This is a genomic window from Blautia sp. AM42-2, assembly GCF_003480245.1.
Lineage (GTDB): Bacteria > Bacillota > Clostridia > Lachnospirales > Lachnospiraceae > Fusicatenibacter > Fusicatenibacter saccharivorans.
Genome location: NZ_QUIM01000010.1, coordinates 55602 through 74233, shown reverse-complemented (window position 1 = coordinate 74233; position 18632 = coordinate 55602). Strand labels below are relative to the sequence as shown.

Annotated in this window: 19 protein-coding genes and 1 pseudogene; 4 read left to right on the top strand and 16 right to left on the bottom strand. The window is 43.9% G+C overall.

Annotated elements, in window-relative coordinates:
- Positions 1–5 precede the first annotated feature (5 nt).
- From rnc to pta, 8 genes are all read right to left on the bottom strand, one after another.
- Complete coding sequence (rnc, locus tag DW915_RS11605) at positions 6–698, bottom strand: ribonuclease III (protein ID WP_022462733.1); 693 nt, start codon at positions 696–698, stop codon at positions 6–8.
- Positions 699–803: 105 nt separating this feature from the next.
- Positions 804–1037, bottom strand: a complete 234-nt coding sequence (acpP, locus tag DW915_RS11600; protein WP_022462732.1) for an acyl carrier protein — start codon at positions 1035–1037, stop codon at positions 804–806.
- Complete coding sequence (plsX, locus tag DW915_RS11595) at positions 1027–2067, bottom strand: phosphate acyltransferase PlsX (RefSeq protein ID WP_022462731.1); 1041 nt, start codon at positions 2065–2067, stop codon at positions 1027–1029. The genes acpP and plsX overlap by 11 nt, the downstream gene beginning before the upstream one ends.
- Before the next feature lie 228 nt (positions 2068–2295).
- Positions 2296–3081 (bottom strand): hypothetical protein, encoded by a 786-nt coding sequence (locus tag DW915_RS11590; RefSeq protein ID WP_022462730.1) that lies wholly within the window; start codon positions 3079–3081, stop codon positions 2296–2298.
- A 207-nt stretch (positions 3082–3288) separates the two neighbouring features.
- The gene (rpmF, locus tag DW915_RS11585) at positions 3289–3468 is read right to left on the bottom strand and encodes a 50S ribosomal protein L32 (RefSeq protein ID WP_022462729.1); all 180 of its coding nucleotides are present in this window, start codon (positions 3466–3468) and stop codon (positions 3289–3291) included.
- A gap of 2 nt (positions 3469–3470) precedes the next feature.
- Positions 3471–3998: a YceD family protein gene (locus DW915_RS11580; protein ID WP_022462728.1), complete on the bottom strand. Its 528-nt coding sequence runs from the start codon at positions 3996–3998 to the stop codon at positions 3471–3473.
- A 74-nt stretch (positions 3999–4072) separates the two neighbouring features.
- Positions 4073–5269: an acetate kinase gene (locus DW915_RS11575; protein ID WP_022462727.1), complete on the bottom strand. Its 1197-nt coding sequence runs from the start codon at positions 5267–5269 to the stop codon at positions 4073–4075.
- A 99-nt stretch (positions 5270–5368) separates the two neighbouring features.
- Complete coding sequence (gene pta / locus DW915_RS11570) at positions 5369–6364, bottom strand: phosphate acetyltransferase (RefSeq protein ID WP_022462726.1); 996 nt, start codon at positions 6362–6364, stop codon at positions 5369–5371.
- Positions 6365–6579: 215 nt separating this feature from the next.
- Here pta and DW915_RS11565 point away from each other — a divergent pair, with 215 nt between their 5' ends.
- Positions 6580–7830, top strand: a complete 1251-nt coding sequence (locus DW915_RS11565) for a tRNA(Met) cytidine acetate ligase (protein WP_118742171.1) — start codon at positions 6580–6582, stop codon at positions 7828–7830.
- 375 nt (positions 7831–8205) lie between these two features.
- On the opposite strand, the gene DW915_RS11555 is transcribed toward DW915_RS11565, so the two are convergent.
- The 3 genes and pseudogenes from DW915_RS11555 to DW915_RS11545 form a co-directional block, all read right to left on the bottom strand.
- On the bottom strand, positions 8206–8511 hold the full coding sequence (locus DW915_RS11555; protein WP_055228394.1) for a response regulator: 306 nt from the start codon (positions 8509–8511) through the stop codon (positions 8206–8208).
- Between the two features lie 257 nt (positions 8512–8768).
- Positions 8769–9448 (bottom strand): annotated as a pseudogene (locus DW915_RS16575) (substrate-binding periplasmic protein).
- A gap of 54 nt (positions 9449–9502) precedes the next feature.
- Complete coding sequence (locus DW915_RS11545; RefSeq protein WP_118742169.1) at positions 9503–11704, bottom strand: hybrid sensor histidine kinase/response regulator; 2202 nt, start codon at positions 11702–11704, stop codon at positions 9503–9505.
- Between the two features lie 349 nt (positions 11705–12053).
- Between DW915_RS11545 and tnpA the strand changes: the two genes are divergently transcribed.
- Positions 12054–12338, top strand: coding sequence for an IS66 family insertion sequence element accessory protein TnpA (gene tnpA, locus DW915_RS11540; RefSeq protein ID WP_243033828.1), 285 nt, complete (start codon positions 12054–12056; stop codon positions 12336–12338).
- A gap of 18 nt (positions 12339–12356) precedes the next feature.
- Here tnpA and DW915_RS11535 read toward each other — a convergent pair whose 3' ends face one another.
- From DW915_RS11535 to DW915_RS11515, 5 genes are all read right to left on the bottom strand, one after another.
- Positions 12357–12800: an N-acetylmuramoyl-L-alanine amidase family protein gene (locus DW915_RS11535; protein ID WP_118742168.1), complete on the bottom strand. Its 444-nt coding sequence runs from the start codon at positions 12798–12800 to the stop codon at positions 12357–12359.
- Between the two features lie 134 nt (positions 12801–12934).
- Positions 12935–13546 (bottom strand): Ig-like domain-containing protein, encoded by a 612-nt coding sequence (locus DW915_RS11530; protein WP_279220270.1) that lies wholly within the window; start codon positions 13544–13546, stop codon positions 12935–12937.
- Positions 13547–13669: 123 nt separating this feature from the next.
- Complete coding sequence (locus DW915_RS11525) at positions 13670–15583, bottom strand: hypothetical protein (protein WP_118742166.1); 1914 nt, start codon at positions 15581–15583, stop codon at positions 13670–13672.
- A gap of 216 nt (positions 15584–15799) precedes the next feature.
- Positions 15800–17095 (bottom strand): tyrosine-type recombinase/integrase, encoded by a 1296-nt coding sequence (locus DW915_RS11520; protein WP_005608354.1) that lies wholly within the window; start codon positions 17093–17095, stop codon positions 15800–15802.
- An 86-nt stretch (positions 17096–17181) separates the two neighbouring features.
- Positions 17182–17811 carry a helix-turn-helix domain-containing protein gene (locus DW915_RS11515; RefSeq protein WP_005608353.1) on the bottom strand — a complete coding sequence of 210 codons (630 nt, stop codon included), beginning with the start codon at positions 17809–17811 and terminating at the stop codon, positions 17182–17184.
- Positions 17812–17982: 171 nt separating this feature from the next.
- Here DW915_RS11515 and DW915_RS11510 point away from each other — a divergent pair, with 171 nt between their 5' ends.
- Both DW915_RS11510 and DW915_RS11505 read left to right on the top strand, forming a co-directional pair.
- The gene (locus tag DW915_RS11510) at positions 17983–18213 is read left to right on the top strand and encodes a helix-turn-helix domain-containing protein (protein ID WP_004843519.1); all 231 of its coding nucleotides are present in this window, start codon (positions 17983–17985) and stop codon (positions 18211–18213) included.
- Between the two features lie 140 nt (positions 18214–18353).
- The coding region (locus DW915_RS11505) for a DUF3847 domain-containing protein (protein WP_243033826.1) at positions 18354–18632 on the top strand (279 nt) is incomplete at its 3' end.

The following is an 18632-nucleotide window of genomic DNA, read 5'->3' as shown; positions in this document are numbered from 1 at the left end:
TTCACCTACGCTTTTTTTCTGGCAAGAATTGCATCGTATGCCGCTGCCTGTTCTGCCGCTTTTTTCGTTCTGCCCTTTCCGGTACCGAGCGCTTTCTTTCCGACGCTGACCTGTGCCCAGAAGCTCTTGTCGTGATCCGGTCCCTCTTCTTTTAAGATGGTGTAAACAATCTCTTCATCCGTCTCACCCTGGATCAGCTCCTGCAGAATCGTTTTGCTGTCGTAGAAAAGCTGTTTGTGTTCGATATCGTTTAAGATATAGTTCAGAACGAACGTTTTTGCCGGTTCAAAGCCGCCGTCCAGGAAAATCGCACCGATCGTTGCCTCCATAGCATCCGAAACGATGGAATCGCGGTGACGGCCGCCGGTTGCCTCCTCGCCCTTTCCAAGGAGCAGAAAGCTGCCAAGGTCAATCTCACGGGCACAGAATGCCAGTGCCGGTTCACAGACGAGGCTGGCGCGTTTTTTCGTCATCTCGCCCTCCGGGAGACGCGGGAATGTCTTGTATAAAAATTCGCTGGATACAACTTCCAGCACGGCATCTCCTAAGAACTCCAGACGCTCGTTGCACTCCAGGCGCTCCATATGGTGCTCATTTGCGTAGGAAGAATGGCGCATCGCCATCTCCAGCAGTCCGAAATTCTGAAATTTATACTGGATCTTCTTTTCCAAATCCACGAGTTTATCAATATTATTCATAACCTGTTTTAAGCCTGTCCTTCCTCATAGTTACCGTTTGCAGGTGTTCTGCGGACGGTAACAAAGGGGCTGTCCTGTAGCAAACAGCCCCTTCGCCATTTTCTATTATTCTGCCAGTTTCTTTTTGATCGCTTCCACCGCATCCTCAACCGATACGATGTGCTCTGCTTCTTCTGCTTCGATCTGGATATCAAATTCTTCTTCAATTCCCATCACAATCTGAAATACATCCAGGGAATCCGCTCCCAGATCATCTGCAAAGGTTGTCTCCATGGTTACTTCATTCGGATCTACGTTTAATACATCCGCAATGATCTCCTGTAATTTTTCAAACTCCATCTTTCGCTGCCTCCCTGCTGCTCTTATAGTCTGCCAGATGCTCCTGCACTTTCTGCGGAATCTTCTCCTCGCTGAATGAAATGCACTGGAGAATGGAATTTTTAAATTCGTTGGCTTTTGAGCTTCCGTGCGTTTTTACAACGAGTCCTTTTAAGCCAAGCAGCGGTGCTCCGCCGTACTCACTGGCATCAAAAGACTTCAGTGTCTCTTTCAGCGCCGGTTTCACAAGAAGGGCTCCGATTTTACTGCGCAGAGATGTCATCATGCCCTGTTTTACCTTGGAAATCAGGGTCGCGCCGACGCCCTCATACAGCTTTAAGATAACGTTTCCGACAAACGCCTCACAGACAACAACGTCTGCGGCTCCGTTTGGAATTTCTCTTGCTTCGATACTGCCGACAAAGTTGATATACGGGTTTTCTTTCAGAAGCGGATACGTCTCTTTGACGAGCGCGTTTCCTTTTTCTTCTTCCACACCGATATTCACGATTCCCACACGCGGATTTTTAATGCCGACAACGTGTTCCATATAGATGGAACCCATCATGGCAAACTGCACCAGATGGGACGGTCTTGCATCAACATTCGCACCGCAGTCGATCAGAAGGGATACACCGTCTTTCGTCGGGATCAGCGGAGCCAGCGGCGGGCGCTCTACGCCCTTGATGCGTCCTACGATCGTCTGTCCGCCGACCAGGACTGCTCCGGTGCTTCCGGAGGAGACAAACGCGTCTGCCTCTCCGCAGCGCACTTTTTTCATGCCGACAACGATCGAAGAATCTTTTTTGTGGCGGATCGCATTGACCGGCGGCTCTCCCGTCTCAATGATCTCGGTTGCCGGAACGATCTCAACCCGCTCCTTCGGGTACGTATATTTCTGCAGTTCTTTTTCGATGACATCCACCTGGCCGACCAGCTGGACTTTGACACGTTCATCTGCGTTTACGGCCTCAACGGCGCCTTTTACCGGCTCCACAGGCGCATAATCGCCGCCCATCGCGTCCACTGCAACTCTGACTAAGTCACTCATGTTTTTTCCTCTTTTCTCTTTTCTAAAGCGCGTTTGAAAACTCTTTTTCTTTCAAAAAACCGTTTTCAACCACGCTCTAAAAGCACTCATGCAAGTGCTGTATTAACTATACTAAACTCCTTTGCAAAAATCAAGCACAAATGCCCATCCGCGCTTTCTCCTGTATTCCAAAAAAGCGGGTGGATTTATCTTTCCAAAATCCACCCGCTCTGTTTTATCTTATTTTTCTTAAGAAACCTTGACTCCGCTCGAATTCATCTCATGACCGTCTATGGTTGTATTCCGTGCCATGACACCGGTATCCGGATCCAAATAATATTCCTCACCATCCTGCGTGAACCAGCCGGTCTGCATCTGACCGTTGTCCGCCAGATAATACCATTCTTCTCCGCTCCAGTACCATCCTGTCACCATGTATGAATTTTCATCAAACACATACCAGTAGCCGTCGATATTCTGCCAGGTATTGGTTGCATAGCTTCCATCATTATTCTGATACTGCCATCCGTTTTCATTCTGAACCCATTTCCCTGCCGGAATTACCGTAACTTCTGTTACCGTACTCGTCGCCATGGAAACGGTATTTCCAACCGTGTTTGTTGCCACAACGTAATAGTAATCTTTGCCCTCCGCCGAAGTATCGACCTGGTATGTCACTTCTGTTGCGCCTTCAATCGGCGTTCCTCCGCCGTTGGAATTTACGTTGTTCTTATACCACTGATATGTTACTGTGCCTTCTCCCGTTATTCCTGCCTCACAAGTCAGCTTTCCAGATGTATTTCCAACGGGAATCTGCAGGCTCTCCACCGGATTTACCGAAAAAATCGGCTTTTCCAGATTGGCATCTACATGAACAGCATCGCTGTCCTCTTTTGAAATATCTACACTGGCCGAAGACGAAACCGTCGTCTCAGTTCCCATCATTTTATCCATCAGACTGTCTGTGGAACATCCTGAGAGGAATACTACACTGCACATGCATGCTGCCAGAAATATGATTCGTCTATTCTTCATATGCTTTGCACTCCTTTTTTATAATTGTTACGAAAATGTTGCAATATTGTTTCAATTCTCACCGAGACCATTATAGCACATCACGACACACCACGTCAAATCTTTTATATGACGCTTCCAGACAACCCGCAGAGACAACAAAAAAGCCCCCGGTGACGGGAGCCTTTTGCTGCATTGCACATCGGAACTGATTCCGATTTATGAATATTAGTCCATTGCAACGACTTCTTTTTTGTTGTAAGAACCACAAGCTTTGCAAACTCTGTGCGGCATCATAAGAGCACCACATTTGCTGCATTTTACAAGGTTCGGAGCAGACATTTTCCAGTTTGCTCTTCTCTTATCGCGTCTTGCTTTGGAAGATTTATTCTTAGGACAAATGGACATAGTTACACCTCCTTAAATTTGCTGAATATATCTTTGATTGCAGCCATTCGGGGGTCTAGCCCTGTGGTATCACAGTCACAGGTCTGAATATTCAGATTCGCACCACAACGGCTGCAGATTCCTTTACAGTCATCTTTACACAGCACTCGAATCGGCCATTGGACTATGAGCTCATTACGAACCAGTTCTTCCACATCGAGCTCGTCTCCCTCCACAAACGAAGAGTCCTCTTCTTTTTCCTCGCGTTCTTCCTCTGACAGATTCAGATCAATCTGCAGATCGAACTTGAGCTGGAATGGAGTCGCTACCGGTGTCAGGCATCTTGCACATGGAATCTCCATTGCAAGGTCTGCACTGCCGGTGATCGTGATCACACGATTGCCTTCATGCGTAAGGCCAAGGATAACAGGATGTTTTTCGATTACCCGATAGTCCTGCCCGCCGATCGAAAAAATTTCGGATGTAAGCGGAATTTCATACTTTTCGGACTTTCCGTCCTGCGCAAATAACTTGGTCAGACTGATTTTCATATTGTTCTCCTAATCACACTTTACCAATTATACCCGGGAAGGTAAGAATTGTCAACTGCTTTTTGAATTATTTTTTATTTTCCTTTTACTAACTCTACAGTCTCCTCGCAGATTGCGATTTCCTCGTTGGTCGGGATCACGCATGCTGTAATCTTGGAGCCTTCTTTGGTGATGATCTTCTCAACGCCGCGGCAGTTATTTGCCTCAGAATCGAATTCCAGACCCATGAACTCAAATGCTTTGCAGATGGTCTCACGAAGCGGAATAGCGTTCTCTCCAAGGCCTGCGGTGAAGGTGATCACATCTACGCCGCCCATAGCTGCGATGTAGGAACCGATGTATTTGATAATACGGTAAGCGTATGCTTCCAGACAGTTGATGGCATCCTGATTGCCTGCCTCTGCTGCTGCAGATACATCACGGTAATCGCTGGAGATGCCGGTCATGCCGAGCATACCGGATTTCTTATTCAGAATGTTCAGAACCTCGGATACGGTCAGGTTCTCTTTGTTGCACAGATACTCAACAAAAGCTGGATCGATATCTCCGGAACGGGTTCCCATGATCACACCTTCAAGCGGGGTAAGGCCCATGGAGGTATCTACACATTTGCCGTTCTTTACAGCGGAAAGGGAAGCACCATTTCCCATATGGCATACGATGATCTTCAGATCGTTGTAGTCTTTGCCAAGGAACTCTGCGGTTCTCTTGGATACGAATTTATGAGAAGTTCCGTGGAAGCCGTATTTACGGATTGCGTATTTCTCATAGTACTCTTTCGGAATACCGTACATATATGCTTTCGGAGGCATGGTCTGATGGAATGCGGTATCAAATACTGCTACGTTCGGAACGCCCGGCATCAGTTTCATGCAGGCATTGATTCCCATCAGGTTTGCCGGATTGTGCAGAGGACCAAGGTCAGCGCACTCCTCGATAACTTTGATTACTTCGTCATCGATGATAACAGAGTTTGTGATCTTCATTCCGCCGTGCAGAACGCGGTGTCCGATGGCATCTACTTCTTCCAGGCTCTTGATGACGCCGCTCTTCTCGTTTACCAGAGCGTCCAGAACCATCTGGATTGCCTCTACGTGTGTCGGCATTGCTGCTTCTGTTACCTCTTTTTCGCCGTTCTTTGGCTCATAAACGAGGCGTCCGTCGATACCGATTCTCTCACAGAGTCCTTTTGCCAGGACATCACGGTTATCGTAATTGATCAGCTGGAATTTCAGAGAGGAACTTCCGCAGTTTACTACTAATACGTTCATTTCTAAATTCTCCTATTTTAAAATTCTTATTAAAACTTCTGGCCGGCCTGTTCTCCGCAGCCGGCCAGAAAACCGCTTGTAATTGGTTTTGTTTCGTGCTTACTGTGCCTGGCACTGTACAGCAGTGATTGCTACAACACCAACGATATCCTCTGCGGAGCATCCACGGGACAGATCGTTGACTGGAGCTGCGATACCCTGCGTCATCGGGCCGTATGCTTCTGCTTTTGCCAGTCTCTGTACCAGTTTGTATCCGATGTTTCCGGCATCCAGATCCGGGAAGATCAGAACGTTTGCTTTTCCTGCTACTTTGCTGTCCGGAGCTTTGGATGCACCTACGCTTGGAACGATAGCGGCATCAAGCTGCAGCTCGCCGTCGAGTGCGAGATCCGGGTTTGCTTCTTTTGCAATTCTGGTAGCCTCAACAACTTTGTCTACATCAGCATGTTTTGCACTTCCTTTGGAGGAGTGGGAAAGCATAGCAACTCTTGGCTCGTTTCCGGTCAGCATGCGGTAGGACTCTGCGGAAGACTCTGCGATTGCAGCCAGCTCTTCCGGATTCGGGTTCTGGTTCAGACCACAGTCACCGAATACGAATACACCGTCATCGCCGTACTCGCAGTCCGGAACTACCATCAGGAAGAATGCGGATACGAGTTTTGTGCCTGGTTTGGTCTTTAAGATCTGCAGGCATGGACGTAAGGTGTTTGCGGTAGAATGGCAGGCACCGGAAACAAGTCCGTCTGCATCTCCCATTTTAACCATCATAACGCCATAATATGTATAGTCATTCAGGATGGTCTCTCTTGCTTTCTCCGGAGTCATGCCTTTCTTTGCACGAAGCTCTACCAGCTTATCTACATAAGCCTGTGTTTTCTCGTTTTTCTCTGGATCTACAATAGTAGCTTTGGAGACATCCAGTCCCTCGCTGCCTTTCTTTACTGCCTCTTCGCTTCCGATGATGATCAGATTTGCAAGGTCCTCTTTCAGGATCTGTGCAGCAGCCTCATATGTTCTTCTGTCTTCTGACTCTGGCAGTACAATTGTTTTTTTGTCTGCTTTTGCTCTTGCTTTAATTGTGTCAATAAATCCCATGATCTTTTGACTCCTTTCGATAAATTTACTCGATATTCTCATTGTAGTACGCTTTTTGCCCTTTCGCAAGTATAAAATTCAAAACAACTGGACAAAAAATCCAAAACGGAGGAATTCTTGCATTCCTTTTCTGTTTTTGTTACGATAGGGCTATGTGATCCGCGGTTCCTCTCTGTTTGGAATCGTGCTATTTTTTTCGAAAGAAGGTACGTTTTATGACCATTACCGCAGTCATTGCAGAATATAATCCTTTTCATAACGGCCATGCTTATCAGCTGGCAAAAGCCAGGGAGCTGACCGGGGCGGACTATCTTGTCGTGATTATGAGCGGCGATTTCGTCCAGCGCGGCGCACCTGCGATTCTTGACCAACACGACCGTGCGGAGCTGGCGCTTCTTGGCGGCGCGGACCTTATCTTACAGCTTCCGTGTCACTTTGCACTCGGCAGTGCACAGCATTTCGCACGCGGGGCGGTATCGCTTCTTACTGCGCTTGGCTGTGTCGATTTTCTCTGCTTTGGCAGTGAATATGGAGACACGGCGCCGTTTCTGGAACTCGCTGATGTTCTGCTCCACGAGCCGGAGGAATACCGTAAGCTGCTCTCCGGTCTGCTTCGGAACGGACTTTCCTTCCCGACGGCGCGCGCACAGGCACTTTCCGCTTATTTTTCTGACAGCGCTTCCTTCTCTTCGCTTTCAAAAGAAGAACTTGATACCTTTTTAAAAGAACCAAACAATATTTTAGGCATTGAATATGTCCAGGCACTTCTGCTGTCACAAAGCCGCATTCGGCCGGTAACGATCCGCCGGGAGGGCAGCGGCTACCACGAAGGAGCGCTTTTCACACAGGCACTCCCTTCTGCTACAGCAATGCGGAATCTTCTTTTTTCCAATCCGCATAAGGATCCGGAACTGTCCGCGCTCGCCTCCTGCATGCCGGAAGCAGTCTATCCCGCTTTCCAGGACGCCGTCACCGCACACGGCCTGCTTTCCAGCGATGATTTCAGCCTGCTCCTCGCCGCGCGGCTCCTCACAGAAACGAAGGAATCCCTTTCCTCTTATCTTGATCTTTCGCCGGATCTTGCCAATCGCATCCTCCGCCAGCGCCACGCATGCTCCTCATTCTCGGAGTTCGCCCTGCAGCTCAAAACAAAAGAGATGACCTACACCCGCATCAGCCGTGCCCTGATGCATCTGCTTCTGAACCAGAAAACATTGTACCCGGCCGGCTATAACCGTGTTCTCGGTTTCCGAAAAAGTGCCGGTGCATTGTTAAAAGAGATTAGAAGACGTTCTTCTCTGCCGCTCATTGCCAAGGCAGCCGACGCCCCGCGGCTTCTTACCGGCGATGCACTTGCCGCCTTTGAGAGCGATATACAGGCCTCTCTTTTTTACGAGACTGTCCGTTCTCACAAAACAGGGACACAGTTCGTCCATGAATACACAAAAAAGCTGGTTCTGTTATAGAACCAGCTTTTTTCCAGCAGCATCATCATCTGCTGCTGTGGAACTGTATAGTCCTCCACAAACAGGAAAACATTTTTTGTATCTGCACTTTCTCTTGTAAAGTCAAACTGCATGAAACGCATCTTACCATTCAGTATAAAATTGATCATAACATGATGCATGATGTGTTCTGCTGTTCCCTGTGTGATTGCTTCCATCGTCATCTGCTGTTTTATCCGATTAAGATCATCTATATTGCCAGATGCATAACGCATGAGTATCTTCAAAATCAATGTACAGGATTTCTATATAATGATTTTTAAGAGCTTTTTCATATATTGCAGCCTGAACCGCTTTCTCCAACAACTGAATTCCTCCTTGTTTTCTCATGTACTATTAATGCTTCATAGCACTCCCGCTATAAATTACTTTCATCAGTAATTCCACATCAACAGGCTTAGCAACATGTTCATTCATCCCTGCTTCTTTTGCCCTTATTCTGTCCTCCGTGAACGCATTTGCTGTCATTGCAATGATCGGTATTTTCTTTGCATCCTCTCTGTCCAGAGACCTAATCATCTTTGTAGCTTCATAACCATTCATGACCGGCATCATAATGTCCATAAGAATGACATCAAATTCACCAGGTTCACTATTTCTGAACAGTTCAACAGCTTCCTGACCATCCCATGTTTTTGTCACGTCGGCACCTTTTTTCTTTCAGGAAATCCTCTCTTAGCTGCCCGCCGTTTTCTGTTTCCATTTTAATATTTGTACTCATTTGTCTGGCACTTTCAATGGCACGGAGGAGACTTTTGGATTCCGAAGATTCATTATAATGGGTGTAGTGGAACACTGCACTTTCACATAGTTTACAATCTCCACCATTCTTTTCTCTGCTTCTGCTTTTTCTGCGTGGAAGAAATAAAACAGAGAGACTACAGCTACACAGATTCCTATCAGACCGCCGAGCAGCTGGATCCGTTTTTCTCCACCTCCAGATACTTCTGGGGATCATCCAGGTATTTTTCAATGATTTTCAGGGATGTGCCATCCAGACGCATCTCTTCCTGTGTCTGGCCCATCTGCTCACAGATTCCCCTGTCATCCTCTTTTGCAAAAGCAACGCCTATTCCGGTGATCATCAGAGGCTCTTCCAGGATACGGAAGCTTGCATCATAATCCTTCCTATACTGAACGATAGATTCCTCGTGTGCAGCAACCGCATCTACATATCCTTTTCCCAGAAACGTATAGATCAGCTCCCGGTGTCCCAGGATGATCAGATTTCCCAGCTTTGGGATCCTCTCATCCGTCCGGTTCAGAAAGATGCTTTCCGGTTTGGTTGTGGACTGGACAGCGGTAATCGTCAAGACGTCCTTCCATAGAAAAAACAGCCCATGATACAATCAATCTCGCCGCTCTCCACCAGTTCTTTTTTCTCCTCCCAGTTGATCTGGACAACCTTCACCTGTTATCCCATTCTTTTGAATGCTTCCGTAGCCAGTTCTACATCAATTCCTGTCGGTACACCATCCTCATTCAGATAATTGTATGGTGGATAGCTGTCGCTGCCGAGGGTAATAACAGGCTTTTCGGTTTCTTCTTTCGTGTTATCTGTGTTTTTGCACCCTGCCAGGGTGACTGCTAAATATCAAAAGTCCTAATAAAATTGCTATAGTTCTTCTTAATTTCAATGAATGATTATGTTTTTGCGTTTACTACCCCTTTTTGTCAGCAGTTTTGTGATCACTCTTTTTAATTGCGGAATATCAATCGGCTTTCCAATATGTTCATTCATCCCGGCCTCCAGACATGCTTTCCGATCTTCCTCAAAAGCATTTGCCGTCATGGCAATGATTGGAATCTTTTTGGCATCTTCACGTTCCAGCATACGAATTGCTTTTGTTGCTTCCAGCCCATCCATGACCGGCATCATCACATCCATGATGATGACATCATACTCATCCAACCTGGAATTCTGAAATATTTCAAATGCCTCTTTTCCGTTTTTCGCTTCTGTAATGTTCAGATGCTCCTCCTCCAGGATTGCATGGGCTATCTCCATATTAATGACATTATCTTCAACAAGAAGCACCCGTTTTCCTGACAGATCCATATCCTGTGAGTAGCTGTCCTTCTGTGAATCATTATTTTCAACCAAATAATCTATTTCAAATGGAACCGTAACCGTAAACGTGCTTCCTACATTTTCTTCGCTTTCCAGTTCTATCGTTCCACCCATCCGTTCAACAATATCTTTGACAATCGAAAGTCCCAGACCGGAGCCACTGAATGTTGTAGTTGACTGTTTGCCTTCCTGCGCAAAAGCATCAAACGCATGTTTTTGAAATTCTTCACTCATACCAAGACCGGTATCTGAACATACAAACTGAAAAACAGCTATATTCCCATCATCCGATAATTCTTCGCAATGAACATTCACTGTTCCATGAAAATGATTGTATTTAATCGCGTTGGAAGAAAGATTCATTAAAACCCTGCTCAGATGTACCGGACTTCCAATCAAATATCTGTGGCGGATTGTGCTTGCTTCCACGCCGCCTTCAAATCTTACACCATTCTCATAAGCACTCATTGCAACAACCGTCAGATTATTCCTTAACAGTTCTGCCAGATCAAAGGATTTATGTTCCAACACAAGGGAACCGGATTCCAGTTTGCTGATATCCAGGACATTGTTGATCAGATTTTGCAGATAATCGGCGGACTGAAGTACCTTCTTCCTGCATTCCCTTAACTTGACCACATCATTGTTATATTTTTCAGCGATATGGATCATCCCCACGATTCCGTTTAGCGGTGTACGGATATCGTGGCTCATACGCCGGAGAAAGGCTGTTTTTGAAAGATTCGCGCGATGAGCATCTTCCATGCTTTCCTTAAACTGTTTCTGATACATGAGTTCCCGTGATTTTTCTTCCGTAATATCTCGTACGACATAAAGCACATCCACAGCGTTTCCATGTGCATCTCTGCTCTTTACAATAAATCTGGCCAGCCGCCATTCTCCGTTTACTCCCATAAATTCAATCGAAACAAAATTCGTATTACGAAGTCTCTCTGTCAATGTATCAAAGTCAAGAAACTCCCGGTATTTTTCTCTCCCTTCCTGGGCGGCAAATGCTGTTGGAAGCCTTTCCATAACATCATCAATTTTCCCCTTTTGTCCAAGGATTTTTTGCACAAGGTCATGGCCTTTCAAAAGCTCATATGTCCGCTCTTTAACATTGGCTTGTACGATTGTTACATACAACGTAGCAATTGCGGCAATAATCTCTGACCTCTTTGTTGCCTCATCAAGAGCCTTTTTCAACAGTACCGTACTTTTCAGATTTTTCCTCACACATCCAAGATGTCCGCCAACATCAGACAGCAGTGTAATGGAAATCTCATTCTGCCTCAAATCAGGATTATCTACCCCGATAAATCCATTCATCTGATGATTGGCATAAATCGGCACCGCAATCAAGGAACATATTTCCTGTGTTTTTAACAATTCATATTCTTCCGGTTCAGAATTTTTTGTCGCTTCCAGATCATGAATCACGATTACTTCCTTGTTTTCAAATCGTTTCACCCAGTTCGGCATCGAACTGACCGGGATTGCCTGAAGGTTATCTATCTCTGGTGCCACTCCATCGGCACACCATTCAAATGTATTGCTCAGGCTGTCCTTCTGATCGGTTTCCCAGTCAAAAACATATACCCGGTCTGCCCCTGTATAGTTTCCAATCGCCTGCAACAAAGAGTGAATGATTTCTGACAGCTCCTGCTCATTTTCCACCTGATCCATAAGCGATATCTGATGCAGGATCGTGTCCATACTATGTAATTTTATTTGATAGAGTTCCTGAATATCTTTTGTTTTCATTTCCTATCCCCCCTGCAGTAAAACTATTATGGTTACGTCTGTGAAATAACACCGTAAGAAAGGATCCTGCTACGGCAGGATTCTCCGCCTAAACTTATGCAAAAAAACTGGTTTTATTATACTCTAACACTTTACTGCACACAAGAAAAACATTACCTTTTAGCGTTAAAAGGCAAAAAAAGGACAGCCGGTACATGGTAAACGGTGAAAACTGAGTAGTTTTTTATCAGTTTCTATTTGTGCCATAATTAGATCAAACGTAAAGGTCAAACCACTCGCCTTTCACTAAAGTTATTTTTAGTGCATACTTGAAAAAAACAATGGAGTTTTTCAAGGAAGACTAAAGACTATGGATCAGTGTACTCATGAAGTACGTGCAGAATACTGGAAAAAAATTATTCAGGCCTGCAGTCAACGACCAGCAGGTCAATCAGATAAAAACTGGATGGATGAGAATGGAATCAGCGAACAAAGTTATTATCACTGGCAAAGACGGTTCCGGCGACAGACATATGAAGAAATGAAGGAAAATACTTCTGTTCCTGCAGTGGCAGAAAAAGCGGAACTGACCTTTGTTGAAATTTCAAATTTGCTCATTTATAGTTACATATCAAACGGGCAGATTCGAAGTTGAATCTGCCCGCATAGATTTTTATGCCTCTTTTGTTTTTCCTTTTACCCATACGCCATTGGCATCCACATAATATCTGTCCTGGTCTACCCATTCAGAAACGGCCATGCTTCCATCATCTTTTACATAATAAATTCCGCTGATCCATTTTGATTTCTGCATTACTCCATTCTTATCCATATAATACCATTTTCCGCCAACCTTCTGCCAGCTATTAACTGCCATTTTTCCATCGGCGTTCAGGTAATACCGTTTTCCGCCTTCTGTCAGCCAACCGGTCTGCATTGCTCCATTATTCTGTAAATAATACCACACTTTATTTACATACTTCCAGCCTTTTGCCATAGTTCCATCGGCATTCAAATAATACCAGGTTCCCTTTTCCAACAGCCAACCGGTCTGTATTGCTCCATCGGCTTTGAAATAGTACCAGTTTTTATCTTTATACTGCCAACCGGTCTGCATCCAGCCCTGCGCATCAAAACAATACCAGGATTTTCCAATCTGGCAGATTTCATTTTTCGGATAAGAACCGTCGCTGTAGCGGTACCACCATCTGTTTCCGGATTTGATCCATTTCGCAGGTTGCTGTTTGTTTTCTACCTGGATCTGACATCTTGCGTAAGCTCGGTTCCTTCCTGGATTCCCTTTACATTTCCATTCGCATCTACTACAGCAATTGACTCATCACTGCTGGTATATGTCAGGACTTCATCTGATTTTATACTTGGATATATAACGGTGTTCAGCGATTTACTTTCGCCTTTTACAACACTCTGAACTGTATCCTGAAACGTAATTCCAAGAACACGGTCACAGCTTTGTGAAACATCCTGATACGGGCGATCAAATTGTTCTGCGAGCCGCGATAAAGCATTGGAACTGCCTTCCCCGTATATTGTAACCTGTCCACATCCAGATAAAGTCTGGCATCCAAAATACTCGCAGCTATAGATTCCTGCCCCTGGTGCCGCATATAATGTTTTCAAGTTTTCACAATACAAAAATTCACTTCCCCAAAAGTCATCAGACAGCGTGTTTATACTTGCCGGAAAGCAAATATTTTCTAATTCTTTGCAGCTGTCAAACACCTCGCCTCCAAGGAAAGTAAGTTTGGATTCTGATGCAAAAACTACCTGTTTTAACTTTTCAGACATCCACATGGGTCCTTCTATTTTCGCCACACTGGACGGAATATACAACTCTTCCAGATTCCTGCAGGTTTCATTTTCTTCATTTTCATATGTCTTTCCTCCCTCTTAATTATGATTTATTTTCACTAAAACTTCCCGCACACAGAATGTTTGTATGCGGGAAGTTTTAATTACTTTTATTTATCCTATAAGCTTACCATTTCTAAAAAAGCAACTCTTTCCATTGACCCAATGACGTCCTTCATATCCGCGGCCATATGCATCAAAGCAATAGGTATCTTTACCCAGTTTGTACTGCTGATCTGTCAATAATACTCCGTCCTTTGATGCATAATAAGTAATCTTATCAAGATAGAAATTTTCTAATACAAAAGTTGTATTCTCATACATTCTTCCCTGTGCATCAAATCCATAATATTTGCCGTTGATCTTCGCAGTGGTATTCTTCAGAATCATGCCATCCTGTGCATAATACCAGAAACCATCTACTTTTGACCACTGATTATTTGCCATTTTTCGCATGTTTCCCTTGGAATCTATGATATAGCGTGTTCCATAGCTGTCATAAACGGCTGCATTTCTCAGCAGTTTTCCGTTTTCAAAATAGCAGGTCACACCGTTGATACTGTGGGTTCCCTCATATCCGATTCCATCTGCATCATAGTAATAGACATCCCCGTTGGTATCTTTCCAGGATGTATTTCTTATCAGACTTCCGCTGGCCGATGCGCGGTAATATACTGTTCTTCCATATTTATCCTGTTCTTCAAATGTCTGATTTTCATACATATGACCATCATAGTCAAACGCATAATACGCATTGCCTATCTTCCGTATCGCACTTGTTACAAAAGCACCATTGGCACGATAATACCAATACTTTCCTATTTTGTACCAGCCATCTTTTTTTGCCTCATGCAGAACACCATTGCTGTCCGCTATATAAGATTTGTACGTTGTATCCGTATACAGACAATCTCCGATAAAATATTTCTTTCCGCCAAGTGTAATAAGACCATATACGCGCTTTCCATTTCCGTCATAATACTGCCAGTAATACTGAGTTTTATCATCAAGCGCATCGTAATCTTTAATTTTTATCCATGTATTTTTCAACAATGTTCCATCTTCTGCTGCTGCAGGTCCAGAATATACATGTTGCAATATTTCATCATTAATCTGAACCCCATTTTTACTGGTCAGCATCTTTCCATATTTACTGAACACATAAGTTTTGTCGCCGATCTTATATGCCCCATCTTTTACCATCTCACCGTTTTCATCTACATAATACCAGTTTTCACCAACTTTGTTCCAGCCTTTATACGGAAGTGGAACCAGTTTTCCCTCTGCACCGACTACATAAATTTCACCATCAATCTGCGTATACCCAACCGAGCACATCCATCCATAGCTGAATAAATATTTATTTCCATTGATCTCAACTACGTTATCTACAGTCTTTCCATCTCCATCACAATAATAAATGCCATTGTATGCTTCCTGCATTTTATTTTTTTGAATTTTTCCATCTTTTCCTACAAAATATTGGCCTTCATATCCCAAAAGAAGTTCTGTCCCTTCCGGTGCCATGCATCCGCTGTCATAGAAATAATACCTATCGTTTCCGATCGTAGCAAATGTACCTTTCAACAGTTTTCCATCCTGCACATAGTACCAGTTCTGGCCAACTTTGCTCCATCCTTCCTTCATTTCGCGCAGATAGCCATTTGCGTCTGCAATATAATTTTTCCCATCATAAACAGCTACTTCGTTCTGCCACATTCTTCCATTTTCATCAAAACCATACGATTTTCCATTGATCAGAACTACCGTATTTTTATAATAGCTGTTATCTTTTGCATAATACCAGGATTCTCCTTGCTTTAACCAGCCATTTTTATTTACCGTCAGCGTTCCATCGCTTTTCACAAGATATATTGTGCCCGCTTCCTCTACGACTCCGTGGGTCTGCATGATACCATCCACAAAATAATATCTGCTTCCATTGATTGTTCGAATGCCTTCTGCCATTTCGGCATCTGCACCGAAGTAATGCCAGTATTTACCGTCAAGCTTCCAGCTGTTTGTCATCAGCGCACCGCCTGTCTTGGCTAAATATCTCTTTTCTGTTCTCCGCCACTCTCCATTTTCATCATAAAAGTCCTCATATAAACTGGAATTTATATAATTATTCCTCTAACTTTCCCCATTTTATAGGCTTTCCCGCCTGTCCATTAGTGAAATGATATGTAGTTTCCCTTATTTTTGCCCTTATGAGATAATCACAAGGGAAATAAGGGAAATTTTTTAGTCATTGCCCACCACTTTATCAAGAAGCCGAACTGATTTTCGTTTCGCATCTCTTGTGGAGTGAGCATAGACGTTCATTGTGGTACTGACATCTGAGTGTCCCAACAATTCCTGCACATCTTTTGGGGCAGCTCCATTTGCTAAAAGGTTGCTTGTATAGGTGTGACGTAACTGGTGGAAATGAAAGCCTTCAAATCCCTCTAATGTTTTTGCCACCTTTCTGCAAACAGTCCCCAAAGTAGTTGGAAGTTCCAAACAACCATCCGGTCTTAAACAGACGAAAGAAATTTCTTTATAATCTGTCGGGACTTCCTCTGTTCTGTCTAAACAATAATATTCGTAGTACACTCTGTTTTTCTCTTTGACCTCTTTGTAGTAGTTCGTGTGATAAAGTTCTCCGTACTGCATTCGATTTTTTAACTGCTCTTTCCGGGCATTACGGAAAATCTCTACCAGTGTATCTCCAAAATCAACAACCCTTACTTTTTTCCGCTTGGTTGGTCCGATGATATATTTGCGCTTTGAGCCATCATATCGGATGCTGCGTCTTATGGTAAGGCATTGTTCTTCCAGATTTACGTCCTGCCATGCCAAACCGCAGGCTTCTCCAATACGAAGCCCGGCATAATAGGCTATCTGGATTGGAAGTATTGCGGCTGGGTTCTTTTTTTGCAGATAAGCAAGCAATCTTTCATAATCTTCTCGTGAAATTGGTTGGACATTTCCGTCCATATCCTCATCGGAAAACAAATCCACTTCATCCGTCTGATACCGCAGTTTAATATACTGCATGGGATTGAACGTAATATACTGCTTTGGAAATACTGCAAAACGGAAGGACTGCTGCATGACTGCGGAAAAAGAATGGATATAATCTTTGCTGTAACCCTTTCTCTCTTTTCCGTCGGGATGAACTCCCCCGAAGGAAAGCAAATCGAAGAAGGATTGCAAATGTTCAGAGGTTACATTTTTCAGTTTCCGTTCTGCCAATGGGTGTTTCTTGATATTTCGGATTGTTCCGAGGTAATTCTCCACCGTACCATTGCTGAGCGTACCTGTTTTTAATTCCTCCTCTGCCCACACATCCAAAAGCTGTCCGACTGTGAGATTTTCCGCTTTGGCAACAAATTTCTTTTTCTCATAATCATCCATTGCCTGACGGAGCAGCTTTTCAGTTTCACTTTTGCTTTCTGTTCCAACGCATTCTTTCTGAACAAGATTGCCGCTTGCGTCCTCTACATAGAAGCGGTAGTACCATTTCTTTCCTTTTTTTCTTACAGATCCTTTTGCCATAATCGTATGTCTCCTTTCGATATTAGACAATCGGAACTGATGAAATGCTTCGTGCGTGTAAGTATATCATAACTCCGGTTGTCTTACTATACCGATTCGGAATCTTCGTATAAGACTTCTGATAAAAGATTTGCAAGCCTTTGTTCTGCTGTTTTTGGTTTCTTGGAATAGAGCCTTACAACGTCTGCCATCTCATTAAAAGCATTGATGGTGTGAGTGATTTCCCTTAAGAACATAATCTCATTATATTCATCATTCGATTCAAACCCTATTGTTTTGGCAATATCCGTCTGACCAGCATTCCCCTTGAAGTTTTTGCAGGCGAACTGGAAGGAATCCAAAAACAGACCATATTGTTTTAACATCAGCAGTAATAAATCTTTTGAAAAAGCATCTTCTTCTTTGGTAAGGGCAAGCGGTAACTGTTCCAGAATATCTCCCATCGCATCACGAATCTGTAACTCTCTCTTATCCGTAATGTCGGTTTCATATTCATCTGTTTCCCCTTTGAGCCATTCCACAGATACATGGAGTGCTTCCGAAAGACCTTCCAGCACCATTTTTTTCGTATTGTCAATCGAACCATTCTCATAACGCAGGATTGTAGAAGCGGTAACACCCATCTTTTCTGCGACATAAGGCTGTGTCAGATTCAATTCCAGACGGCGCTGTTTTACTCTGCTGCCTATCAGCTTGCGTAGTTCTTTATCTTTCATGCTGACTGCCTCCTTTTTCGGTATGTATGAATTATAGCATTGTTTTTCTGTAATTGCAATATGCAACTTAAAAATTATTTTTAATATTTCGTAACGCTTGACAAAAAGATATGAAAAGGATATACTTACATCACAAGAATTGCATAATGCAATTTATAAGGAGGTGATTATATGACGCAAAGAAAAATTGCATTATCCATCGAAGAAGCTGCTGACTATACGGGAATCGGCAGAAACACCTTAAGACAGCTTGTAGAATGGAAGAAACTTCCAGTATTAAAGGTTGGTCGCAAAGTCCTGATTAAAACCGATATTCTGGAAATGTTTATGGAAGCGAATGAAGGTCGTGATTTGAGGGATAGAGGAAATGTAAAAGCCGTAACAAGAACTGCGGCAAATTAAAAAGGCGGCTTCCAAAGAAACCGCCAAAGGTTCTATCAGACCGAAGCCATGATATACCTACACGCAAGAAGATTATACCATGTGCTTCTTCTGATACGCAACCGAGAACTTATGTTTGTAAAAGAAAGGGGAATGTAATCATGGCAAAATCAACAAAAAGTTATGAAGAACGAATGCTTGAAATGGAAAAGAAGGAACAGGAAAGCCTTGAAAAAGCAAAACGATATGCAGCACAGAAGAAAGAACTTCTGAAACGAAAGAAAGCCGAAGAAAGTAAAAAACGAACCCATAGGCTCTGTCAGGTTGGCGGTGCGGTGGAATCCGTTCTCGGTGCGCCTATCGAGGAAGAGGACATCCCAAAGCTGATTGGTTTTCTGAAAAAGCAGGAAGCCAATGGGAAATTTTTTTCAAAGGCAATG